At 66.9% G+C, this 23,167-nt stretch carries 22 protein-coding genes; 13 read left to right on the top strand and 9 right to left on the bottom strand.

Annotated elements, in window-relative coordinates; genetic code table 11:
• Positions 1 to 314 precede the first annotated feature (314 nt).
• The 3 genes from AB0M22_RS01490 (at position 315) to AB0M22_RS01480 (ending at position 2,446) form a co-directional block, all read left to right on the top strand.
• Positions 315 to 827, top strand: a complete 513-nt coding sequence (locus AB0M22_RS01490) for a DUF664 domain-containing protein (protein WP_364719602.1) — start codon at positions 315 to 317, stop codon at positions 825 to 827.
• A 98-nt stretch (positions 828 to 925) separates the two neighbouring features.
• On the top strand, positions 926 to 1,825 hold the full coding sequence (locus AB0M22_RS01485; RefSeq protein WP_364719600.1) for a hypothetical protein: 900 nt from the start codon (positions 926 to 928) through the stop codon (positions 1,823 to 1,825).
• A gap of 27 nt (positions 1,826 to 1,852) precedes the next feature.
• Positions 1,853 to 2,446 carry a PadR family transcriptional regulator gene (locus AB0M22_RS01480; protein WP_364719598.1) on the top strand — a complete coding sequence of 198 codons (594 nt, stop codon included), beginning with the start codon at positions 1,853 to 1,855 and terminating at the stop codon, positions 2,444 to 2,446.
• Here the strand turns inward: AB0M22_RS01480 and AB0M22_RS01475 are convergent.
• Positions 2,443 to 3,018 carry a WHG domain-containing protein gene (locus AB0M22_RS01475; RefSeq protein ID WP_364719596.1) on the bottom strand — a complete coding sequence of 192 codons (576 nt, stop codon included), beginning with the start codon at positions 3,016 to 3,018 and terminating at the stop codon, positions 2,443 to 2,445. The two genes, AB0M22_RS01480 and AB0M22_RS01475, sit on opposite strands and share 4 nt — an antisense overlap.
• Before the next feature lie 113 nt (positions 3,019 to 3,131).
• On the opposite strand from AB0M22_RS01475, the gene AB0M22_RS01470 reads away from it, so the two are divergent.
• A complete protein-coding gene (locus AB0M22_RS01470) occupies positions 3,132 to 4,187 on the top strand; it encodes an amidohydrolase family protein (RefSeq protein WP_364719594.1) in 1,056 nt (351 codons plus the stop codon).
• Between the two features lie 24 nt (positions 4,188 to 4,211).
• On the top strand, positions 4,212 to 5,369 hold the full coding sequence (locus tag AB0M22_RS01465; protein ID WP_364719592.1) for a GDSL-type esterase/lipase family protein: 1,158 nt from the start codon (positions 4,212 to 4,214) through the stop codon (positions 5,367 to 5,369).
• Here AB0M22_RS01465 and AB0M22_RS01460 read toward each other — a convergent pair.
• Complete coding sequence (locus tag AB0M22_RS01460; protein WP_364719589.1) at positions 5,359 to 6,405, bottom strand: hypothetical protein; 1,047 nt, start codon at positions 6,403 to 6,405, stop codon at positions 5,359 to 5,361. The genes AB0M22_RS01465 and AB0M22_RS01460 overlap by 11 nt on opposite strands.
• A 680-nt stretch (positions 6,406 to 7,085) precedes the next feature.
• Here AB0M22_RS01460 and AB0M22_RS01455 point away from each other — a divergent pair.
• Entirely contained in the window at positions 7,086 to 8,045 is a 960-nt protein-coding gene (locus tag AB0M22_RS01455; protein ID WP_364719587.1) for an alpha/beta fold hydrolase, read from the top strand.
• A 102-nt stretch (positions 8,046 to 8,147) separates the two neighbouring features.
• Here the strand turns inward: AB0M22_RS01455 and AB0M22_RS01450 are convergent, their stop codons facing one another.
• Positions 8,148 to 9,107: a CAP domain-containing protein gene (locus tag AB0M22_RS01450; protein ID WP_364719585.1), complete on the bottom strand. Its 960-nt coding sequence runs from the start codon at positions 9,105 to 9,107 to the stop codon at positions 8,148 to 8,150.
• Between the two features lie 46 nt (positions 9,108 to 9,153).
• Complete coding sequence (locus AB0M22_RS01445; protein ID WP_364719583.1) at positions 9,154 to 9,966, bottom strand: hypothetical protein; 813 nt, start codon at positions 9,964 to 9,966, stop codon at positions 9,154 to 9,156.
• Positions 9,967 to 10,820: 854 nt separating this feature from the next.
• Between AB0M22_RS01445 and AB0M22_RS01440 the strand changes: the two genes are divergently transcribed.
• On the top strand, positions 10,821 to 11,801 hold the full coding sequence (locus AB0M22_RS01440; RefSeq protein ID WP_364719580.1) for a LysR family transcriptional regulator: 981 nt from the start codon (positions 10,821 to 10,823) through the stop codon (positions 11,799 to 11,801).
• Positions 11,802 to 11,873: 72 nt separating this feature from the next.
• Here the strand turns inward: AB0M22_RS01440 and AB0M22_RS01435 are convergent, their stop codons facing one another.
• On the bottom strand, positions 11,874 to 12,287 hold the full coding sequence (locus AB0M22_RS01435) for an ester cyclase (protein WP_364719578.1): 414 nt from the start codon (positions 12,285 to 12,287) through the stop codon (positions 11,874 to 11,876).
• A gap of 89 nt (positions 12,288 to 12,376) precedes the next feature.
• On the opposite strand from AB0M22_RS01435, the gene AB0M22_RS01430 reads away from it, so the two are divergent.
• Positions 12,377 to 12,718, top strand: a complete 342-nt coding sequence (locus AB0M22_RS01430) for a helix-turn-helix domain-containing protein (RefSeq protein ID WP_364719576.1) — start codon at positions 12,377 to 12,379, stop codon at positions 12,716 to 12,718.
• 64 nt (positions 12,719 to 12,782) lie between these two features.
• Here AB0M22_RS01430 and AB0M22_RS01425 read toward each other — a convergent pair whose 3' ends face one another.
• The 4 genes from AB0M22_RS01425 to AB0M22_RS01410 all read right to left on the bottom strand — a co-directional run bounded on the left by AB0M22_RS01425 (position 12,783) and on the right by AB0M22_RS01410 (position 15,462).
• A complete protein-coding gene (locus AB0M22_RS01425; protein ID WP_364719573.1) occupies positions 12,783 to 13,499 on the bottom strand; it encodes a hypothetical protein in 717 nt (238 codons plus the stop codon).
• A 187-nt stretch (positions 13,500 to 13,686) separates the two neighbouring features.
• The gene (locus tag AB0M22_RS01420) at positions 13,687 to 13,941 is read right to left on the bottom strand and encodes a phosphopantetheine-binding protein (RefSeq protein ID WP_364719571.1); all 255 of its coding nucleotides are present in this window, start codon (positions 13,939 to 13,941) and stop codon (positions 13,687 to 13,689) included.
• Between the two features lie 30 nt (positions 13,942 to 13,971).
• Positions 13,972 to 14,619, bottom strand: a complete 648-nt coding sequence (locus AB0M22_RS01415) for an isochorismatase family protein (RefSeq protein ID WP_364719568.1) — start codon at positions 14,617 to 14,619, stop codon at positions 13,972 to 13,974.
• 33 nt (positions 14,620 to 14,652) lie between these two features.
• Positions 14,653 to 15,462, bottom strand: a complete 810-nt coding sequence (locus AB0M22_RS01410; RefSeq protein ID WP_364719565.1) for an SDR family oxidoreductase — start codon at positions 15,460 to 15,462, stop codon at positions 14,653 to 14,655.
• A gap of 161 nt (positions 15,463 to 15,623) precedes the next feature.
• Here AB0M22_RS01410 and AB0M22_RS01405 point away from each other — a divergent pair, with 161 nt between their 5' ends.
• The 5 genes from AB0M22_RS01405 (at position 15,624) to AB0M22_RS01385 (ending at position 23,149) form a co-directional block, all read left to right on the top strand.
• Positions 15,624 to 17,174 carry an AMP-binding protein gene (locus AB0M22_RS01405; RefSeq protein WP_364721592.1) on the top strand — a complete coding sequence of 517 codons (1,551 nt, stop codon included), beginning with the start codon at positions 15,624 to 15,626 and terminating at the stop codon, positions 17,172 to 17,174.
• A 97-nt stretch (positions 17,175 to 17,271) separates the two neighbouring features.
• Positions 17,272 to 20,085 (top strand): tetratricopeptide repeat protein, encoded by a 2,814-nt coding sequence (locus tag AB0M22_RS01400; protein ID WP_364719563.1) that lies wholly within the window; start codon positions 17,272 to 17,274, stop codon positions 20,083 to 20,085.
• A gap of 114 nt (positions 20,086 to 20,199) precedes the next feature.
• Entirely contained in the window at positions 20,200 to 21,210 is a 1,011-nt protein-coding gene (locus AB0M22_RS01395) for an iron chelate uptake ABC transporter family permease subunit (RefSeq protein ID WP_364719560.1), read from the top strand.
• Complete coding sequence (locus AB0M22_RS01390; RefSeq protein ID WP_364719557.1) at positions 21,207 to 22,253, top strand: iron chelate uptake ABC transporter family permease subunit; 1,047 nt, start codon at positions 21,207 to 21,209, stop codon at positions 22,251 to 22,253. Before AB0M22_RS01395 ends, AB0M22_RS01390 begins: the two co-directional genes overlap by 4 nt.
• Before the next feature lie 11 nt (positions 22,254 to 22,264).
• Positions 22,265 to 23,149, top strand: coding sequence for an ABC transporter ATP-binding protein (locus AB0M22_RS01385; RefSeq protein WP_364719555.1), 885 nt, complete (start codon positions 22,265 to 22,267; stop codon positions 23,147 to 23,149).
• Positions 23,150 to 23,167 lie beyond the last annotated feature (18 nt).

Below are 23,167 nucleotides of genomic sequence, written 5' to 3'. Positions count from 1 at the left end.
ACCTGAAATCGCTTGTTAGTTCTACTTCAAAGCGTTTTCCGCTGAATACCGGTGATTATCCGAACGTAGCGCACTCCCGAGTCGACTATCCCGTTGCCATCGTCCGGTCAGCGTAATGGCGAGTGCGCGGACGGTCTATCCGAGTACCGTCCGACGCGAAGAATTCACGCTCCACTAACGAGGCGCTCCGGCGGAATTCACTGCGCAGGGGTCACCGCGCGGCGGCCGTCGCCGGCCGATAGCCGGACCCGCACCCGGTTGCGGCCCACCCGCGGCGGGAATAATGAACGCCCACCTCACGATTGGACCCGATCATGACCAGCGCTGACTTGTTGATCGATGCCTTCGGCCGCGTGCAGGAGAACGTGCACGGAGCCGTGGCCGGCCTCACCCGCGACGAACTGGCCGTTCAGCTGGACCCGGGCGCCAACTCCATCGCCTGGCTGATCTGGCATCTGACCCGCGTGCAGGACGACCACCTCGCCGACGTCGCGGACACCGAACAGGTGTGGACCGCGGCGGGCTGGGCCGAGCGGTTCGGCCTGCCGTTCGACGACACCGCGACCGGTTACGGCGACAACCCCGACGAGGTCGCGCAGCTGGGTGCGGTGTCGGCGGATCTGCTCCTCGGTTATTACGACGCCGTGCATGAGCAGACCATCAAATATGTTTCCGGCCTCACCGATGCCGATCTCCCCCGCGTCGTCGACACCCGCTGGGATCCGCCGGTCGCCCTTGCCGTCCGGTTGATCAGCGTCGTCGACGACGACATCCAGCACTCTGGCCAGGCCGCCTTCATCCGCGGAGTTCTGTTACGCCGCAGGTAAACCGGGGGCACGAATCAGGGTCATCCCCGATGACGGGCGAGGGTCGGTTCTCGATACTCGAATAGTCGATATCGACTATTCGAGTATGTGGAGACCCCATGTCAGTCCAGAGCCGTACCCTGCCGAAACCGGCCCGCGCACCCCATCGCACGCCGCGAAGTGCGCGAAACATGTTGTTCGGCTTCATGATTCTCGCGATCGTCGCCGCGTTGCTACCGCCGCTTTTCCCTGCGGCACTGGCAGACGCGCGTGTGCCGATGTGGTGCCTGCTCGCCGCGCTCAGCGGCGGTCTGGCGGTACTGCTCACCGTGCAGCCGAGCACGCCACGGGCGGCAATGCTCAGCGGCGGTTGGGTATTGGTCACCGCGACGGTGGTGCAAGCGTTTCTAGTCGGAGACGTGGTCGCGATGTTCGCGACCTGGCTGGTCGTCCCGATCCTGGCATTGGCCGCCGGGCAGTTGCGGCCGAAACCGCGCAAGGCGTTGGTCGCCGCGCATGCGGTCGCTTCCGCCTGCTGGGTCGGCGTCACCCTGGCCGTACTCGCGATGTCGGTGGTCGCGATGACGACCGGCGACATCGAAACCAGCAGGGTCGCTTACGCGTTGATGGCCACCTTCGACCTCACGCTGCTGCCGTGGATGAACTTCGCCACCATCCTCACCGGCCTCGCCCTCGGCCTGACCACGAGCTGGGGGTTGATCCGGTACTACTGGGTCGCCATCAAACTCGTCATCTCGGTGGGCATCCTGTTCGTGGCGTTCGGATTTCTGCACGATGCGCTCGAGCGAGCGGCCGCGGAGGCCGAGCACCTGGCCGCGATCGGCGGGACCACCGCGCAGCTCGGCGCGGCAGCCGACGTGGCGGCCTGGGGTTTCGGCGGCTCGTTGCTCAGTCTCGTTACGGCCGTTCTACTGTCGTTGTACAAGCCCGGCGGTAAGACCCGACGCGGACGCAGACTCCAGCCGGTCCGGGCGCGCCGCCGCGTCGATACGATCTGATCACGCACGACGTTCAAGGAGGGTCCCGTGGCTGTCCGGCGGGACCCGCTGCACAACTCACTCGCGCTGGTCGTGCTGGCCTACCTCATCGAACGTCCCATGCACCCCTACGAGCTGGGCAAATTACTCAAGGGGCGCAACGCTCAGCGCAGCATCGACTACAAGCACGCGTCGCTCTACATGGTCGTCGAACAGCTCACCCGGGCCGGCTACATCGAGGCGCTGCACACCGAACGCGATGGTCAGCGCCCCGAACGCACCGTCTACCAGCCCACCGAATCCGGCCGGGCCCGGCTGCGCGAACGGATGCGCGAGATGATCTCGGTACCCGCCAAGGAGTACCGCCAATTCGAGGCCGCACTGTCGGTCCTCGTCGTGCTGTCCCCCGCCGAAGTCCCCGCCCTACTCGAACAACGCCGACTCGCCCTCGCCGAACAGGCCGAACACCAGCGCGCGGTCGTCGCCGCGGCACCCGAAGTCGACCAGGTCTTCCTCATCGAATACCACTACCGCCTCGAATTGATCGAAGCCGAACAACGATTCGTCGACAGCTTCCGCGCCCTGATCCAACAGGACCCCACAACCCTCGGCCAGTTCTGGCAGCAACTGCACTCCCCCTAAGGGGCGGTCGGCGGCCAGTTCTTCAGAACGGCGTCGAGAGCGTCCAGGGCTCTGGTCCACGAGTCTTCGACGTTGCGGGGGTGGGTGTCGTAGCGACCGGTGTTCTCCAAGGTGACGTAGCCGTAGAAGGTGCCGTGCAGGAGGCGGATCGCGTCGGTTTGGTCGGGTTCGGCGAGGTCGTAGCCGCGCAGGATCGCTCGGGTCATTTCCGAGTGCCGCATTGCCGCACTGGCGGCGGCGGTTTCCGGGTCGAGGTCGAGCTGGGCGGCGGCGTAGCGGCCGGGGTGTTGCTTGGCGTAGTCGCGGTAGGCGTTGGCGAAGGCGACCAATGCGTCCTTGCCCGCGCGGCCGGCCAGCGCGTCGGCGACCTTGTCGGCGAGCTCGGCCAGGGCCAGGACCGCGATCTTCACCCGCAGGTCGCGGGCGTTTTCCAGACGCGAGTAGAGGCTCGCGTCCTTGACGCCGATCCGCCGGGCCAGTGCCGAGACGGTCACGTTGTCGAAGCCGACCTCGTCGGCCAGTTCCGCCGCCGCCTGGATCAGGCTCTCGTCGGTCATCCTCGCGCGCGCCATGCCGCCCTCCTCGTTGCCTACAGCTTTAACTCATTTGCCTAATGACTCTAGGTAGTTTAGCGTACATACTTGTTAAATCAGCGAGTAGGTACGACTGAGGGGAGACCTCCACCATGAACGCATCGGTTTCCCATGCCGCGCGCCCGACCGAGTTCGGCCGGATCTTTCCGCCGGACGAGGCCTGGCTGGCGGGACAGCCGCAGGAGCCGATCCTGCTGCCCGAACTGCCGATCATCGATCCGCACCACCACCTCTGGTACCACCCCGGATTCCGTTATCTCCTAGAGGAATTCGGCGCGGACACGGGCAGTGGGCACCACGTGATCGCGACCGTGCACGCCGAGGCCATGTCGGCCTATCGCACCGACGGGCCGACGGAGCTGCGGCCGGTCGGCGAGACGGAGTTCGTCGCGAACCTGGCGGAGGCCGGTGACGCGGCCGGTGGCCCGACGAAGGTGGCCGCCGGAATCATCGGGCGGGCCGACTTCGCGCTCGGCGCCGAGATCGTCGACAACGTCATCGAGCACCACATCGCCGCCGGTCAGGGCCGCTTTCGCGGACTCAGGTTCGGAGCGAGCTGGGACGCGAGCGCGGAGATCAAGCTCAGTCATCCGGATAATCGTCCGCACATGCTCGCCGAACCGGCCATCCGGGACTGCGTGCGCGTCGTCGCCGACCGCGACCTGAGCCTCGATCTGTGGATCCTGTCCCCACAACTCGCCGACGCCGCCGAGTTGGCCGACGCGATTCCCGAGTTGCGGCTGGTGCTCAACCACTGCGGTGCGCCGCTCGGCTTCGGGCCGTACGCCACCGATCGGGCCGAGCACTTCGCGACCTGGGCGCGGGGCATCCGCGAAGTCGCCGAGCGGCCGAACGTCGTCTGCAAACTCGGTGGCATCCTCGCCACCGCCGCCGCCTTCGACTATCGGACCGCACCGACCCCGCCGACCTCGGAAGAGCTTGCCGCCCTGTGGCTTCCATGGTTCGAGACGTGCATCGACGCGTTCGGACCGGAACGGTGCATGTTCGAGAGCAACTTCCCCGTCGACAAGATGGGAACCGGATACGCGACGCTGTGGAACACCTTCAAGCGGCTCGCGGCCGGCGCCTCGAAAACTGAACTGGCCTCGATGTTTTCCGACGCTGCCCGCCGAACATATCGGCTGTGACTTTCAAGACTTAAGGAACACCCCATGACGAACTGGATCACCACCCCCATCGAGTTACCCATCCTGCGTGGCGCGCTCGAACTCGAGCACACCGCGAACGGTGTTCTGCCGCACCGGCTTCCGGCCTGGGCCCTGGCCCAATACCCGGACGACTACCTGGCGATGGTCGAAGCCCAGCCCGCCGGCGTGCGCGTGGTATTCCACACCAGCGCAACCACTGTCGAGCTGGACGTGCTGCCGACGCGGACCGTGTACAAGGGCGCCCCGGCACCCGCGGACGGTGTCTACGAACTGCGCGTCGACGGCAGGCCCGCCGGTCGGGCCAGCGTGCCCGGCGGCACCCGGCACATCATCGACATGGCCACCCAGTCCAAGGTCACCGAGCAGGGAGCGGTCGGCACCGTCCGATTCACCGACCTGTCGGCCGAACCGAAGGATGTCGAGATCTGGCTGCCGCACACCGAAATCACCGAGCTGGTCGCCCTGCGCACGGACGCGCCGGTCGAGGTGACACCGGACCGCGGTCGCAAAACGTGGCTGCACCACGGCAGTTCGATCAGCCACGGCTCCAACGCCGAGGTCCCGACCCAGACGTGGCCGGCGCTGGCCTCCACCCTGGCCGGGGTCGAGCTGATCAACCTGAGCCTGCGCGGGAACAGCGTGCTGGATCCGTTCGTCGCGCGCACCATTCGCGACACCCCGGCGGATCTGATCAGCCTCAAGCTCGGCATCAACGTGGTCAATGTCGACGCGATGCGGATGCGGGCGTTCGGCCCGGCGGTGCACGGGTTCCTCGACCTGATCCGGGACGGGCACCCCACCACACCGCTGCTGGTCGTGTCCCCCATCCTGTGCCCCGTGCACGAGGACACCCCAGGCCCGGGCGCCCTCGAATTCGACGGCACGAGAGTGACTTTCCGCGCCACCGGCGACCCGGCCGACCGGGCGATGGGACGACTCACCCTCAACACGATCCGCGACGAACTGGCCCGAATCGTCAAACAGCGCGCCGCCGACGACCCCAACCTGCACTACCTCGACGGCCGCTCGCTCTACGGCGAAACCGATTTCGTGGAGCTCCCCCTCCCCGACCAGCTCCACCCCGACCCCGCCGCCCAACGGCGGATCGGCGAACGCTTCGCCGACTTGGCCTTCGGCGAAGCGGGACCGTTCACCGCCTGACCCACCCGACCCCGCTGCCACCAGCAGCGGGGTCGAGGTCGTCCCGATCGACGGATCTGTTCACGAAGCCGATGCACATCACTGATCGATCGAAGTCCGGTCGGCCGGTGAAGAACCTCTCCGCGGAGCTCTGATAGACGTACATGGGCTGTGCGTTGTCGAATTCTCGATGATTCGCATGCCACCAACTGTCGGATCGAAGGTCATAGAACCCGTAGTCGAAGTTGGTGTGCCCGGGCTTACCTCGTAAGAAGTCGCCGGACATGTCGACCTGTCCGGTCATCGGGTCCGGCACGAAGCCGGTGGCGTCCGGCGTTTCGCTGGAACGGGTGCGGCGCAGCCCCGCGGCGTTGCGGACGAAGTTCCCGTCCTCGTCTCGAATATGCTCCTGACCTGACCAGAAGCGCTTCGCGAAGATGACCGTTTCCCAATCTCGCGGGCAGCCGGCAGGCAGGTTCCGGTCGAGACCCCGCAGCAGCGAGAGGTCCGGATCCGCTGCCACCGAACGCAGGAAGCAACGGGCGTCGCTCGGTTCCGTGGCGAGTATGTCGCTCAGCCCGAGGACGTATTCCGATACCCGAGCGAAGGTCCGTCGATCGCCCTCGAGCTTCGCCGCGAACCGGGCATCCCGCATGCGCTTTATCCGCTCTTTGGGTATGCCGGTCCAGATATCCCGCGCGGTCGCTCTCGCCTGCTCCAGACCGTGCTCGAGCCGCGCTCGTAAGTCTTCCTCCGTTGCCTCGGCGACGCAGGCCCGGAAATTTCGCACCCTGACGTTGGCCACTTCGCCAAGCGCCAGAACAGCTTCGGCGGTCGCGATCGCTCGGTGCGTACCCGGATCACCGAAGGCAAGGTTGGTCGGCGGCGCACACTCGGACAAGCCGAGACGCAGCATCGTCACGCCGACACACCCTCGGGCCAGGGTCTCCCGTTCCGCTCTGGTCATCGTCCGACGCGTCGCGGTCTCCCACAGGTCGACGAACTCGCCCTTCGAGTAGCGGCGTCGAGTCTCCGGGCGGCCATACCGATCGAGCACGTGCCGAGGGTCGAGAGGTGGTAGCCGGGCCGCCACCGAGTTGACCACGTGGATACCTACTTATCCCTTGACCGGAGGTCCGGACACAGGTTGTGGGCATCCCGGCAACCCCTCCGTCTGCTGCTCCACTGGTCCCGACTCGGAGTCCCCCTCAGCCGGTCCCGCGGACTCACACGGATCTGTCTTGCTCATGCAATCCTTGAACTCCTTGTAGGTCTTCGAGTCGGCGGCGCATTTGTGCGCGGCATCCGGCACTACAGGCAGTGGCTCCACAGCTGCGACCGACGGCCCGGCAGTGACCCATCCGAGCGCCGTCGCCGACACGGCGCAAACTCCGATCAAGACGTTCCGGACACGTTCGAATCCCATCGCTACTCCCAACCATCGAGGTGGACCAGCCAGTCTGGGTCACCGTACTTCGATGTATTCGGACCCGAGTGCATCCCGGATCGGTGCGAATATCGTGTCGATTCGTCGCGATCGGCCCAGGCGAGCAGTCTGCTATGTTCTGCATCCTCCGGAACATCCAAATGTGTTGCGGCACTTAAGCGAATTAAGTTGTGGTGATGTTCGTTGCGGGGTGGTGACAAAGACAACAGGATGGCTACCGAGGTGTGTTGTCGCGGTCACTTCTCGGACAGATAGTGGGTCTGGACTTGGTCGGAGAAAGGGGTCCGGTTATGCGCCACAAGCCCGTTGTCTGGATGACCGCCGCGGCGGTTCTCGCCGGAGTTCTGGCCTCGCCCACTGCTTCTGGCGAGCCGCCGGGGTCGCGGGCGCCGCATCCCGTCTCGTATCTGTTCAGCGATGCGGTCGATGCCGAGGCGGATCATCCGGGTGCGCCGCCGACCGGAGCCAACGACTGGGCGTGCAAACCTACTGCGCTGCATCCGAATCCGATCGTGCTGGTGCACGGCGGGCCGGAGACCGTGCGGCTGGACTGGGGTGCGCTCGCGCCGTTGCTGGCGAACAACGGGTACTGCGTGTACGCGTTGACCTACGGTTCGCTCCCCGGCATGCCGGCGCCACTGGGCGCGCTCGGCGGACTGTTGCCGATCGAGCAGAGCGCGCAGCAGTTGCGCGACTTCATCATCAAGGTGCGGGCGGCGACGGGGGCGCAGAATGTCGACATCGTCGCGCACTCGGAAGGCAGTCTGGTCACCGACTATTACGCCAAATTCCTTGGGGGCGCGAACAAAATCGATCGGTTCATCTCGATCGGTCCGGGGTGGCAGGGCACCAGCTCGCTCGGGTTCGGGGCGCTGTTCACCGCGCTGGCCGCCAGGTTGCGGCTCACGCCTGCGCTCGGCGCGGTCATGGATCCGGTGTGCGCCGCCTGCTTACAGATTCAGACCGGCTCGGAGTTCCTGCGCAAGCTTTCCGCAAGTGGCCCAACGGTTCCCGGCGTCACCTACACCAACATCGTCACCAGTCACGACGAGTTCGTGGTGCCGTACTCCAGCGGAATCGTGCAGGGCCAGAACATCACCAACCACATCGTGCAGGACTACTGCCCCGGCGACCTGACCGACCACCTGCTGCTGCCCTACGACAAGGTGGTGGCCCAGCTCGTGCTCAACGCGCTGGATCCGACCGACATCGAGCACCCCACTTGCACGAGCACCCCGCCGAACAGCTGAACCGGCACGGCAAAGTCCGCCGACCGAGAAGCGCTCGGCCGGCGGACATAAAGGTGCCGCCGAACTCCTCGTCGAGTTCGGCGGCACCGTTCGTGAGGAGTGCTACCAGCGACCCTTGCCCGCGAACTGTCCGAGGATCTCGTCGAAGCTCTTGCTCCACGCATCCCACGCCGCGTCGCCGCCGTTGTTCGACGGCGAATCGGAGCCGTCACCCCAGGGATCCCAGGAGTCGCCCGTGTTCGCGGAATCGTCGGTACCCCACGAATCCCAAGGATTCCAGCCCGAATCCCAGGGATTGTCTCCATTGTCCGAATTGTCATCGGAACCATCGCCCCACGGATCCCACGGCGAATTGTCGCCATTGTCCGAAGAGTCGTCGCCGCCCGGGTTCCATGGATTCCACGGATCCCACGGCGAACCGCCGCCGGGCTTGCCGGGCTTGTTGCCCCCGCCCGGCTTTTCCCCGCCGGGCTTCTCGCCACCGGGCTTTTCCCCACCCGGCTTTTCGCCACCGGGCTTCTCGCCACCCGGCTTACCGCCGGGCTCCGCGGGCTTCTCGTCGCTCTGCCCATTGGACGTGCCGAAGTCCTGCGTCCAATAGGGCGTGCCGTTCCCGCCCTTGGCGTAGCCGACGCCGATGTCCTTCAACCCGCAGTTCAGGATGTTCGCGCGGTGGCCCGCGCTGTGCATCCACGCGTCGACCACCTCCTCCGCGCTGCGTTGACCGGCGGCGATATTCTCCGCCCAGGTCCGCGCCCGATATCCGGCGGCGCTGATCCGGTCGCCCGGATCGCCCTTCGACGAGTTGTGATCCATGAAGCCGCCGGCGGCCATATCTTCCGAATGGCCTTGCGCGGCTTGGGTAAGATGGCTTTCCGCTTTCAGCGGCGAACAGCCGGCTTTGGCGCGCTCGGCGTTGGTGAGGCTGACCACCGTGTCGGCCGGAGATTGGGACTGGGGCGCAGCGAGGGCCGCAGGCGCCCCGGTGACGGCGGAGAGGGCAATGGCCGAGACGCCGATAGCAGTGGAAAAAGACAGCATTGTAGCGGGAGAGAAACGCACTATTTCCTTCGAGAGTTGTCGAGCGTATAGAAACAGAAAAGCGGTATCAGCCGACCGTGGTCGGACCGAGCGCCAGTGGTTGCCAATCCGCGTCGGCGTCCGGGACGGCGTCGGCGGCGGTGACGGCGAGGTCGTCGCCGTCGGTGGAGTCAGCGATGTAGCTGTCGGCGGCGGAGATGTCGTCGGTGGCGTCATCGATGTCGTCGGCGGCGAAGTCATCGGTTTCGTCGCTGCCGAGATCGTCGCCTTCGAGATCGTCGCTGTCGTCCTCGGTGACGACGGCAGCGGGTGCGGCGTGCGCGGGCGCCGCGTGCCTGCCCTTCGGAGCCGGGCTCGGCGCCGGGGTCGGGCTCGGCTGGTTGTTACTGGTGATCAGCTGGATCAAGCCCTTCGCCAGGACCGGCCCGACCTGCTTGACCAGGTCGTCCAGCACCGCGCGCAGCGGTGCGGGCAGCGCGGCACTGCCGGTGGCGAGCGTGTCCACGAGGGCGGCCAGCGGTGCCGTGTTCCCGCCCGGCTTACCGGTGCCACCCGGATTCTCGCTGCGCGGCTTGGTATTTCCGCCCAGCTTGCCGGCCGGACGGTCGGCGCGGCGCACCGGCAGCTCGGCCGGCGCGGCCGCGAAACCGTCCAGCCGCGTCTGCTGCGGATAGGACACGGGCGCCACCGAGACCAGCGCACGCTTCGGCGGCGCGACCCACACGCCGTCACCCGAAGCCGAGGTCGAGTTCGTGTCGTCGGCGATGGCCTGCCCCGCACCGCCGTTGGCCGAGACCGCCAGGCCGATCAGCGTCGCCGTCGAGAGCATCGCCAATCGCGCGGGGACGACGTTGTTTCGCGGCGCGCTGTGCTTCCCCATGAGTGCCTTCCTTCGAAATGATCGATCGCTGGCGAAGCCGACAGCCCCTCCGCTGGGTACGACCTGGTTCGAACTGCCGGTCGGGAGCCGTTTTCGACCGCCGCTCTGCGGTCAAGTACGCGGTCCTGCGGGCTGTCGGCTTCCATTTTGGAGCGTAGAACTCACGGGTGTGACGAACAAGCAGAACGGACATTCTTACATCGAATCAAGATGCGATTAACTGATGTCCGATTTCCCGATCACGACCAGATCACATGCACTACCACAACAGATCACCACCCGATCACAGCACGGACACGAAGCACTCCGTTCAGTCCTTCCGGATGAAACAGGCCGAATTCCGATCAGAGCCCTCCCGAATGGCGTCGAGCGGTAGTTGTTAGGCCAGCTAAAGTCATGTGAGATTTGCCTTGAATCAGCACCTAGCCAAGGCCATTTGTGGTCAAAATGGGGGCATGACGGGCATCCTGCGACCGCGAAGGAAGGTCACGTGCCCGCACTTGGCGAGCGACCGTTCTCCAATGACATCCCCTGGTCGGGGCTTTGCAGAGTTATTCAGTTGAAGACACAAGGTGATCTGGGCAACAGGAAGGTTTAGCTTGGCGTAACGTTTGACGTAACAGTCGTCGCAGTAGATACTGCTTGCACACAAGTCGGCGTAACACCCCGAAGGCGGTCATTCAGACTCTCGCCACAATTCGCGGATGAACGCACAGTTAACGAAAGAATGTGATGTGTTTGCCGGTCCGTGTCGACCGGCAGGTGCCATGACTCGGTGACGGAATGCTCACTTAATTTTCAGTGTGGACCGAAGGTGCTGCGGATGAGCCGACGGCTCGATACAAAGGTTGCCGATGTCTGATTACCCCTTGCTAACTTCAAATACGATCACGCTGCGACAGTTCGATTACTTTGTCAACGCGGTGCAACTCGGCTCGCTGTCTGCTGCCGCCAGGCGGTTCGGAATAACTCCGTCCGCGATGTCGCAACAGATCGACGCGCTGGAGACCTCACTCGGCCGGAAGGTGTTCGATCCGCGCTCGCGCCGGTCGAGACTGACCAAGTTCGGCCGGGAGTTCTTCGCCCAGGCCTCGGATGTGGTCGAGTCCGCCCGGCAGGCGATGGCCATGGGGCAGACCTTCGGCGACGGCGTGATGACCGTCGGCACCACGCCGACCATCGCGCAGAAACTGCTGCCGCCGCTCATCTACCGGATGCGCCACGAACGCAATATCGACAGCATCGAGGTCCGGGCGTTCACCGACCTCCGCGAGCTCAACGCGACCCTGGAAGAGGGTGCGCTCGATCTCGCCGTCGGCCCGCTCGAGCAGTCCAGCTCGCGGGTTGTGCACTGCTTCGGCGAGGAGGAACTCGTCGTCGTCTGCCATCCGAGCCAGCGCAGCAGCTTCGACGGTTCATGGAAGCAGCTCGTCGAGGCGCCCTGGATCCGCTGCGGCTCGAATTCCGATCTCACCGATACGGTTTCGCGCGAGGCAGGCCGGGCCGGCGTGCATGTCCGATTCGCCGTCCGGGCCCCCGACGTGACCACCGCGCTGAGCCTGGTCGAACACGGCGTCGGCGTCGCGCTGGTGCCGAAGATGGCGCTGCACGGATCGGCCCGGCTGCTGTCCATCATTCGGCTGTCCCGTCCGATTCGCCGGGAATTGACGGTGCACGCGCGGGACAAGTCGATGCACGTGGAGAAATTCCTCGAGGTCATCACCGACTCCGAACTCGTCCGGAAGTTCGGCGCCGCCGGACTACTGGAGATCCGGCGACCGGAACCCGAAGTGGCACACCGCACTCCAGTACCCGTCGGCCCCCTGCCCTCGTAACCTACAGCACAACAACAGAATTCACTCCGGTGAGCGCCGCCCGCGTGCGGCGCTCACCGCGTGCCGCGACAACTACGCGGTCACCTGCATCTGCATTTGCAGCAGCTCTTCGACGTGATAGATCTCGGCGATCCGGCCGTCGACCACGCGCACGATATCGGTGCCGGTGAACGACACCGGACGCCCGCTGGCCGGCCAGCCGAACGCATCGCCGGTGTGATCGGCCGTCATCCGCCAATGGTTGACCACCCACCCATCACGCAACTCCGCCTGAAAGATGATCTCGTGCCGAGTCCCGGTGAACCCGTCCCGGACCTCGCCGATCAAGAACCGCATCCCCTCGATCCCGGAGGCAACGCCGGGAACCGGGTTGTGATCGATCAAGTCAGGCGCGAACACCTCATCGACGCCGGCCACATTCCCGGTGTCATACAGCTCGTAGTTCCGCGTGGCCACTGCGATCGCCGTGCTGACGGTCGTGGTCATGTCGTTCTCCCTTGGTTGGCGTCCTAGCAGGTACACGCCTATAGTTCCGTTGGGGAACCAGTTACTTCAAATGAACTAATGGAGAACGCATGAGTGAGCTGCCTCACCCGCTGCCGGAATGTCCGATCGCGCGGTTCCTCGTCGTGCTCGACGGACCGTGGGCCACGTTGATCGTGCGCGAACTCCTCGACGGCCCCAAACGCTTCACCGCCCTGCGCACCGCGCTACCCGGCATCAGCCCGAAAACCTTGTCCGCACGCCTGCAAAGGTTCGAACTCACCGGACTGGTCACCCGCACCGCCTACGCCGAGGTACCGCCGCGAGTGGAATACGAATTGACGCCGGCAGGCCAACGGCTCGAATCGGTCCTGGCGAGCATGGCCGCGTGGGCCGACCGCGATCTCCCCTATGTGAGCGCGCCGAGCGCGTGACAGTCGTTGTGCGCAAACAGATCAGGCCCCGCCGGAGCGGGGCCTGATCAGGGACGAAAAGGTATTACTTGGGGGCGGGGGCCGGGGTGAACGGCTGGTTGATCGTGGTGAAGTACTGGATCGCCGCGGCGATCGCGACCGGCGCGGTGATGAAGATCTGGCCCGCGACGGTGCCGAGGGCACCCATGGCGGCCGCGCCACCGAGGCAGCCGGCGATGATGCCACCGACGAACGGGCCGAACAGGCCGACGATGGTGCCGCCGACGATCACGCCGCCGAGCGCGCCGCCCAGGACGCAGCCGACAGCCGCGCCGCCGAGGCCGCCGACCAGGGTGGCGATGCTGGCGCCGAGGCTGATCGTGCCGGTCATCCGCGACCAGGCGGCCTGCTCACGGTCGTATTCGGACTTCCACGGCGCCTTGTCTTCGAAGGGCAGGGCGACCGGCTTGTAGGTGGCCTTGGTCATATCGAGCTGCGGGGTCAGGGTCGCGGTGCGGCCCGCGACGTCGGCCGCGATCGGGAACTCGAACTCGTCGATCCGGAACTTCAGCGGGGTACCGGCGACGGTGGTGCCGTTGGCCGCCTTGATCTTCAGCGCGTCGCCCTCGACGACGATCGAGCCTGCGTCGATGGAGACGATCGCCTGGGAGTCGGTGGACTCGGCGGTGAAATTGATCGGCGCGTCAGCGTCCGCGGCCGGAGCCGCGTTGACGGTGCCGGCCGAGACGCCGAGCGCTGCGATCAGCAGCGTGGCCGTCGCGGCAAAGTTCCTCATCAACATTCTTAGATCCTTCTTAGGTGTGGTCGGGATGCGGTGAGCTTAGGATAGGCACTCCTAAACCTGTCAAGAGGTACGTTCTAGCCCCGGGGTCCCCCCAGGCAGCGTGCTTCATCGACCCAGATGCCTGGACAGGCACCGGGCTACGCGATTTCGTCGCCGATCAAGCCGGCCGAGGCACTCGCCGTAACTACCTCCCCGCCCGGTCAGCGGGCACAAGGACGTCGAGCCAGGCGCTCAGCACCGGCTCGGCCGCCAAGGTCGCGAAGTCGGCCTCGTCCACGCCGGCCGCGCGCCACTTCTCCACCAGTGACATCAGTCGCACCGAATCCAGCCCTGCATCGGTGAGATCCCCGTCTACCGGCACCTCATCCGGTGTCACACCCAACGCGGCCGCGATATCGGCGATCACGTCCTGGCGGCCGAGGGTCATCGACTCGCTCATGATTTCCTCCGTGTCGGTCAGCAAGCCGGGTCAGGCCGCATTCGATTGCCGCAGCGCGAATTCCAGCGCGTCGGTCGTCGTCACCGCGCCACAGCGGCGGGCTACGTAGTTCATCGCCATCAGGTGCTCGTCGCGGCCGAAGTCGGCGGTCGCGTCCAGCACCACGAACGGCTTGATGTCGTTCATGAACGCGTCCGCGGCGCTGAGCATGCAGCCCATGTGCGCGTACACGCCGGTGACGACCAGCTGGTCGCGGTTGTAGTGGTTCAGCAACTCGCGCAGGTCGGTCCGCTGGAACGCCGAGTAGCGCCACTTGGTCACCTGGATGTCGGCCGGGCCGGGCGTCAGGTCGCCGACCACCTCGGTGGACGGACCCGTGGTCAGGCCGCTGCCCCAGAAATCCGCGAGAATGCCGCGGCGCGAAGGATGTTGATCGCCGGGCTGCATGGTGTAGATCACCGGAACGCCGGCCGCGTTGCACCGTTCACGCAGCCGCCGGATGTTCGCGATGACCGTCGAGATCGGTTCCTGGTCCAGCTCATACGCGTCGATGAAGTACCGCTGCATGTCGTGGATCAGCAGCGCCGAGCGCGACGGGTCCAGCGACCACGGCACCTGATTCGACACGACATCGTCGCGTCCCGGGATCGAATACGGTGCTATCGGCGGGATAGCCAACAGTCTTCTCCTGTTCAGTGATGTCGGACAGTGTCAGGCGTCGAACGTGGCGCCACCATCGACCCGCAGGTCGTGCATGGTGATGTGGCGAGCACGCGGGGAAGTCAGGAAGTAGATGCTTTCGGCGACATCCTCGGGCTGCGCCACCCGGCGCAGCGGGATGCCGAGGCGGAAGTTCGCGGGATCACCGGCGAGCACGTGATCGCGGGCGGACTCGGACAATTCGGCCGCGTCCTCGGCCCACATGCCGCGCAACATAGGCGTGTCGGTGGAGCCGGGGGACACCATGTTCACCCGGACGCCGGCGGCGGCCACCTCCAGGCCGAGGGCCATCGCGAACGCGCGCGCCGCGGCCTTGGACGCGCCGTAGGCCGCCATGCCGACCCGCGGGGTGCCCGCGGCGTTCGAGGTGACGACCACGATCGAGCCGCCCCCGTTCGCGGCGAGCACGGCGGCGGCCCGCCGGGTGACGTTCATCGTCCCGGTGGCGTTCACCGCCAGGCACCGATCCCATTGCGCGCCGGTCAATTCCGCTACCGAACCGGTTTCCAGGATGCCCGCCGCGTGTACGACGGACCCGATCGGACCGACCCGCTCGGCGGCCGCGGCGAACGCCTTGTCCACCGAATCGGCGTCGGTCACGTCGACCTGCTGCGCATGGGTGATGCTCTCGCCCCGGGCCGAGCCGATCTCGGCGGCGGTGTCGTGCACGGAAGGATCCTGATCCCACAGCACCACCGGCGCCGCGGACCTGGCCGCGAAGATTTGTGCCGCCGCGCGGCCTATACCACGGGCCGCACCGGTGACGATCACACCACCTTCGGCTTTACTCTCCCTAGACATATACTTAGCCTAACCTTAATTCTTGATAGAAGTAAATCAACAACGTTTCGGCTAGAAGGAGTTCGCCAGTGCCGTCTCAATCCGACCTAACCCCGTGGTCCACAACGGAAGTCGAGCAATATCGCGCGTTGGGGTACTGGACCGGCGAGACCTTCGGCAGCATGCTCAGCGCCCGCGCCGCGGCGACGCCGGACGCGATTGCCGTGGTAGACGACCGAAACCGCTGGACCTACGCGCAACTGGCGACGCGCGCCACTTCACTCGCGGCCGGGTTCCTGGATCTAGGCGTGCAGCCGGGTGATCGGGTGCTGGTCCAGCTGCCCAATATCGCCGAGTTCGTCGAGGTGATCTTCGGGCTGTTCTACGCGGGCGCACTGCCGGTCTTCTGTCTGCCCGCGCACCGCCAGTCCGAGCTGATCCCGATCGCGCAGGCCAGCGGCGCTGTGGCGATCGTCACCTGCCATCACCACCAGAAGTTCAACCACGCAACCCTTTCCGCGATCCTGCGGGACAACTCGGCCGCGCTGCGGCACCTGATCATCGTCCCGGACCAGCAGGGCGCCGCGCTGCCCGGCGGCACCCACGCCCTCGACGACCTGCGCGCCGAACCCCGCGAGCTGCCGCAGGTGGACGCCGGCGACGTCGCGTTCCTGCAACTGTCCGGCGGCAGCACCGGGACGCCGAAGCTGATCCCGCGCACGCACGACGACTACCTCTACAGCGTGCGGCGCAGCGCCGAGCTGTGTGAACTCGACAGCAGCAGCGTCTACCTCGCGGCGTTGCCGGTGGCGCACAACTTCCCGATGAGTTCGCCCGGCATTCTGGGCGCGCTGGTCGCGGGCGGCACCGTGGCGATGGCCATCGATCCCTCCCCCACCACCGCGTTCAGCGCGATCGAGCGGTTCGGCGTCACCATCACCGGACTGGTCCCGCCGCTGGCCCGGCTCTGGGTCGAACGCGCGGAAGCCAGTACCAAGTACGACATTTCGAGCCTGCGGGTGCTGCTCGTCGGCGGCGCCCGCTGCCCGGACGAGCTGGCCCGCCGCATCCGCCCCGCGCTGGGCGCGACGTTGCAGCAGGTGTTCGGCATGGCCGAGGGCCTGGTCTGCTACACCCGGCTCGACGATCCGGAAGAGGTGGTGCTGGCCACCCAGGGTCGCCCGATGTCCCCGCACGATCAGATCGCGGTAGTCGACGAGGCGGGCAACCACGTCCCGCCCGGCACCGATGGTCTGCTGATCACCAAGGGGCCGTACACAATTCGCGGGTACTACCGCAACCCCGAGGCCAACGAGTCCTCGTTCACCGCGGACGGCTGGTACCGCACCGGCGATGTGGTGAACCTGCGCCCGGACGGCAACCTGGTGGTCAAGGGCAGGCTCGGCGACCGGGTCAACCGCGGCGGCGAGAAGATCTCCGCCGAGGAGATCGAAGCACATCTGCTGGACCACCCGCTGATTCGCGACGCGATCGTCGTCTCGGTGCCGGATGAGCGGCTCGGCGAGCGCAGTTGCGTATTCGTGCTGGCCGCCGATCCGGCCACCCCGCCCGCGCTCGGCCAGATCCGTCAGTTCGTCCGCGAGCGCGGCGTCGCGACCTGGAAGATCCCCGACCTGCTCGAGGTCGTGGACAGCTTCCCGGAAACCAGCGTCGGCAAGATCAGCCGCCGCTCCCTGCGCGCCGCCCTCACCGCGCAGGCGTCCGCGAGCTGACCCGGGCACACCAGCGGTCACCGCGTACGTCGTCGATGTCGTATGCGGTGCCGCTGAGCGGGTCCACAATCGACAGACCAGCCATTATCGTGTGTTGGTGCGTGGCGAGACGAGCGAGACCGATGGCGCCGAGGACGCTTCGCCGCGAGCGCTGTTCGTGGCCAGGTTGGCCGAGTTGTGGGAAGCCGCAGGCAATCCCACATTGCAGCGAGTCGCGGCCACCACCGAGACACGGCTGAAGGCCGCGCGCACACCTACCCAGAGTCAGCGTTCATCGATGCAGCGCATCAGCGATTGGCGGTCCGGGCGCAACGTGCCCTCTCGCTTCGAATCGCTGGATCCAGTGCTGGTGACGCTGATTTCGCTGGCGCGACAGACATCTGGCCCGGTCCCTTCGGTCTTGTCGAACCGGTCGGCCTGGCGGCGGCTGTGGAAAGCGGCAAGCACTGAGCCGGTACGCCCGGCGGTACTGACCTCGCTACGACGTGATGTCCCGATGTTCGTCGGGCGCGATGTCGAAGTGCAGCGAATCCTCGACGCCGCCGGACCCGGCCGGGTGGTCTCCATCCACACCATCGACGGCATGCCCGGCGTCGGCAAAACCGCCTTGGTCACCCGCGCGGCGCATCTGCTCTCGAACGGGTTTCCCGACGGCAGGTTCTTCGTCGAATTGAATTCACACACCCCAGGCCAGGCACCCGCGGACCCCGCCGAGGTACTCGCCACATTGCTCACCGGCCTGGGCATCGCGCCTAGCCACATCCCGGACACCCTCGAAGCCCGCCGCGACTTATGGCGCGACCGCGTCGCCACCAAACGGATCCTGCTGATCCTCGACGACGCCTGCGACCACGACCAGATCGAACCGCTGCTCCCCGCCGGACCGGACTGCCTCACCCTGATCACCAGCCGCCGCCGACTCATCGCCCTCGACGACGCCCTCCCCCTACCCCTGGACACCCTCGATCCCGACAGCGCTATCGATCTGTTCCACCGGTTGGCCCAACGGAAACCGCAAGGCGACGACCGTGCAGCCGTCACCGAACTCGTCCGGCTGTGCGGGTATTTGCCGTTGGCGATCGTGCTGCTCGCCGGCCGGCTCGCGCACCATCCCGCCTGGACGCTCAGTGGCTTGGCCGAGGAGTTCCGCACCGCCCAGGATCGGCTGGGCGAACTCGACGCCGGCCACCGCGCAGTCCGCGCCGCCTTCACCGCCTCCTACGACAATTTGTCACTCGCCAGGCAACAACTGTTCCGCCGGCTGGGAGTACACCCCGGCACCGATTTCGACGCCTACGCCGTCGCCGCGTTGAACGACATCCCGCTCGCCGACGCCCGAACCGACCTCGACGCGCTCTATACCTACAACCTCATCGAGGAGACCACACTCGGTCGATACCGCTTGCACGATCTGGTGCGCGAGTACGTGCGCGCCCTCGACTCGGCGGAGTCGTCCATCGACGCCGCGGTACAGCGGTTGCTGGACTACTACCGGGCCACCGCCGCAGCGGCGGATCAATGGCTGACCCGAAGGCCCCGCGCCACCGACGGCAACCGCCCGCCGACTGCGACCGGTGCCCTGGTGCGGGAGTTCGACGGCGCGATGCCTGCGCTGGCGTGGATGCGGACCGAGCGCGCCAACCTGCTCGCCTGCATCGAGTACACCGCCACCCACGATCCCACGCGAATGGTCGAGCTGACCGCGGCGCTGGCGGAATTGCTGGAGCGCGAAGGCCCGTGGTCATCGGCCCTGCGGCTGCACCAGCGGGCCGCCGCGGCCGCGGACCGCATCGGCGATCGTCTCGGCCAGGCCAACGCCCTCACCAACCTCGGCACCCTGCAGTGGCAGACCGGGAACTACCACCAAGCCACCGACCTGCTCTGGCGGGCGCACGCCCTGTACCGGGCGAACGGTAACCCCATCGGCGAAGCCGACACCCTGGCCAACCTCGGCGGCTTCCACCGATACGCCGGTGACGTCGGGCAGGCCGCCGACCTGCTCCGGCAGGCGCGCGCCCTGTACCGGGCGAACGGCTACCCGCTGGGCGAAGCCGGCACGCTGATCAGACTCGGTGGCCTGCTCCGAGACAACGGGGACCATCGCCAGGCCGCGGACCTGATCGGACAAGCCTTGCACCTGTTCCGCGAGACCGGCTACGCCCTCGGCGAGGCCGACGCGCTCGGATTCCTCGGCAGCGTGCGCCGCGAAACCGGGGACTACCGGCAGGCCGCCGACCTGTTTCGGCAAGCCACGACGCTGTTCCAGGAATTCGGGCACCGCCGAAGCGAAGCCCGCTGGATCGGCAACCTCGGTCTCGTGCACCGGGACACCGGGGACTACGGACAAGCCGCCGACCTGATCCAGCACGCCATGACCCTGTTCCAGGACATCGGCCACCGGCTCGGCGAAGCCATCAACCTCAACAACCTCGCCACCGTGTACCAGCGAACCCGCAACCACCAGCAGGCCGCCGACCTCTCCGGGCAAGCCCTGATCGTGTTCCGGGAGATCGGCTATCGCATCGGCGAGGCCGAAGCACTCGCCAACCTCGGGGCCGTGTGCCGGGAAACCGGGAAATACGCGGAGGCCACGGACCTTTCCCGGCAGTCCCTGGCCTTGTTCCAGGAGATCGGCTACCGCGTCGGCGAAACCGAGGCGTTGAACAACACCGCGAAGGTACTGCTGGCGACCGGCGAACCCAGCGAGGCATTGACGGTGTTCACCGATGCGCTGGCCTTGGCCCGCACCATCGACAGCCGAATCGAGCAAGCCCGTGCCCTGGAGGGCACGGCCCACTGCCTGGCGGCACTCGGCGACACTGCCGGCGCGGCCACTCACCTGCGCCAGGCCGTCGACCTCCACCGCGTTCTCGGCAGTTCGTGCACTGGCGATTACTACCGAATGGTTTAACGCGCTAGGGTAGGCAAACCTAAATAATAGCCTTGCTCATGAGGCTTGTGTCCCACTCGGCGGAACTTCGCCGAAGGCCAGGTCACAGCTCGGAAGTCGTGGAGAAATTACCAGATGGAAGGTACGCGCGCACGGTCCAGGCGCTGGCCGGGGTGGCTGCTGGCGGCCGCCGTACTGGTGGCCGCCTGTGTGCTCAGCCTGATGATCGGCACCAAGGCGATCCCGGCCGGACTGGTGTGGGATGCGCTGTGGGGCAGCGACGGGTCGGCGGACGCACTGGTCGTCACCGAGTACCGGGTGCCGCGCACGCTGCTCGGACTGCTCGCCGGACTGGCGCTGGGCGTGGCCGGCTGCCTCATGCAGGGGCTGACCCGCAATCCGCTGGCCGATCCGGGGCTGCTCGGCATCAATGCCGGAGCGGCCTTCGTCATCGCGATCGCGGTCTCCTTCCTCGGCGTCACCGAGATCACCTCGTATGTGTGGTTCGGGTTCATCGGCGCGGCAGTAGCGTCGATCGTGGTGTATCGGCTGGGCACGGCGGGCAGGCAAGGGACCGATCCGGTCCGGCTGACGCTGGCCGGGGTCGCCATCACGGCCGTGCTCTCCGGCCTCACCAAGGGCTTGATGCTGCTGGACCCCAAGGCCTTCGACCATATGCGCAACTGGGACGCCGGATCGTTGACCGGGCGCGGTCACGACGTCATCGCCGGCGCGGCGCCGTTCATTCTCGTCGGTCTGGTGATGGCGGTGATCGCCGCGCGCTCGCTCAACGCGGTCGCCCTCGGCGACGACCTCGCCCACGCGCTCGGCGTGCACGTCGGGCGGACCCGGCTGCTCACCGTCACCGCGCTCACCCTGCTGTGCGGCACCGCGACCGCCGCGGTGGGCCCGATCACCTTCGTCGGCCTGGCCGTGCCGCACATCGCACGCTGGATCGTCGGACCCGACCAACGCTGGATCGTCGCCTACTCCATGCTGCTCGCGCCGATTCTGGTGCTTGGCGCGGATATGCTGGGACGCATCATCATTCGGCCCGATGAAGTCGCGGCCGGATTGGTGACCGCCTTCCTCGGGGCGCCCGTCCTGATCTGGCTGGCGCGGCGACCCCGGGTGAGTGCGCAATGACCGCAATCGATTTCGGCCACTCGGTGCTGGTGCTCCGAACCCGGCGTCTCGCGGCTCGGGTGAGCGTTCGCACCGTGGTGGTGTGCGCGATTCTCGTCATCGCCGCGCTGGCCGTGGCCGTATTGTCGCTCGGCACCGGCGATTACCCGATTCCCCCCGACCGGGTGCTGCGTGCGCTGTTCGTCGGGGATCAGCGCTTCGACCGGCTTGTGGTGTGGGACTGGCGATTTCCGCGGGTGGTGCTGGCGCTGGCGCTGGGCGCGGCCCTCGGGGTGAGCGGCGCGATCCTGCAATCGGTGACCCGCAATCCGCTCGGCAGCCCGGATCTGATCGGCTTCAACACCGGCGCCTACACCGGTGCGCTCATCGTCATGCTGGTGCTGGGCGGCGGCGGATTCGAGACCTCGGCGGGTGCGTTCCTCGGCGGATTGGCCGCGGCCCTGGCGATTCAGCTGCTGGCCTTCCGGCACAACGTCACCGGCTTCCGGCTGATCATCGTGGGTATCGGCGTCAGCGCCATGCTGGCCTCGGTCAATACCTGGCTCATCCTGCGCGCCGACCTCGCCGCCGCCACCTCGGCGGCCGCCTGGGGCGCGGGCTCGCTGAGCGGGGCCACCTCGGCGCAGGTCGCGCCCGCGCTCATCCTGCTGGCGGTGCTGGGCGTGCTTGCTGTCGTCGCCGCGCCGCGCTTGCAGATCCTGGAATTGGGTGACGACCTGGCGCAGGCGTTCGGCATCCGGGCCGGACGGGACCGCCTGCTGCTGATCGTGCTGAGCGTCGCGTTCTGCTCGGTCGCCACGGCGATCGCCGGGCCCATCGCCTTCCTGGCCTTGGCCGCACCGCAATTGGGCCGTCGCCTGGCGCGCACGGCCTCCACCGCGTTGGCTCCGGCCGCGGCCATGGGTGCGCTGCTGCTGGTGACCTGCGACTGGATCTCGCAACGGCTGTTCGCGCCCACGGCGCTTCCGGTCGGCGTCGTCACCGTGTCGGTGGGCGGGTTGTATCTGGCGTACGTGCTGGTCGCCGAGGCGCGACGGAATTAGGGGAAGCGACGATGAACGACAAACCCAGCGCCGGCATCGAATTGACCGCCGACGGCGTGGATCGCGCGCAGACGAATGGCCACCGCGCACCACGGGATCAGGTCCGGTTGCGGGCCGACCAGGTGCGCCTCGGCTATCGCGGCCGGACCATCAGCGACCAACTCTCGGTGGACATTCCGGACGGCGCCTTCACGGTGATCATCGGCCCCAATGCCTGCGGGAAATCCACCCTGCTGCGCGCGCTGGCCCGGCTGCTCACCCCGGAAGCCGGCGCCGTACTGCTCGACGGCAAGGCCATCACCGCCTATCCGGCCAAGGAGGTGGCCCGCCGCATCGGCCTGCTCCCCCAGTCCTCCACTTCCCCGGACGGCATCCGGGTCGCGGATCTGGTTGCGCGCGGCCGATATCCGCACCAGACCCTGCTGCGGCAGTGGTCGCAGGCGGACGAGGCCGCGGTCACCGCGGCCATGGCGGCCACCGGCGTCACTGACCTGTCCGCCCGCTCGGTCGACGAGCTGTCCGGCGGCCAGCGCCAACGCGTCTGGATCGCCATGGTGCTGGCGCAGGAGACGCCGATCATTCTGCTGGACGAGCCGACCACCTATTTGGACATCGCGCATCAGATCCAGCTGCTGGACCTGTGCCGTTCGCTGAACCGGGAATCCGGCCGGACCGTGGTCGCCGTCCTGCACGACCTCAACCACGCCTTCCGCTACGCCGATCACCTCATCGCCATGCGCGACGGTCAGGTGATCGCCGCCGGTGCGCCGCGCGAGATCGCGACCGCCGAGCTGGTGCGCGAGGTCTTCGCCCTCGGCTGCCGAATCATCGACGACCCGGAAACCGGTGCGCCACTGGTGATTCCGCTGGCCGAGAACGCCGCGGGCATGAGCTGACCCGGCCTCGGACCGACG

The sequence above is a fragment of the Nocardia sp. NPDC051756 genome, assembly GCF_040681495.1.
In the GTDB taxonomy this organism is placed as follows: domain Bacteria; phylum Actinomycetota; class Actinomycetes; order Mycobacteriales; family Mycobacteriaceae; genus Nocardia.
This window is presented reverse-complemented; position numbering and strand designations above follow the sequence as displayed.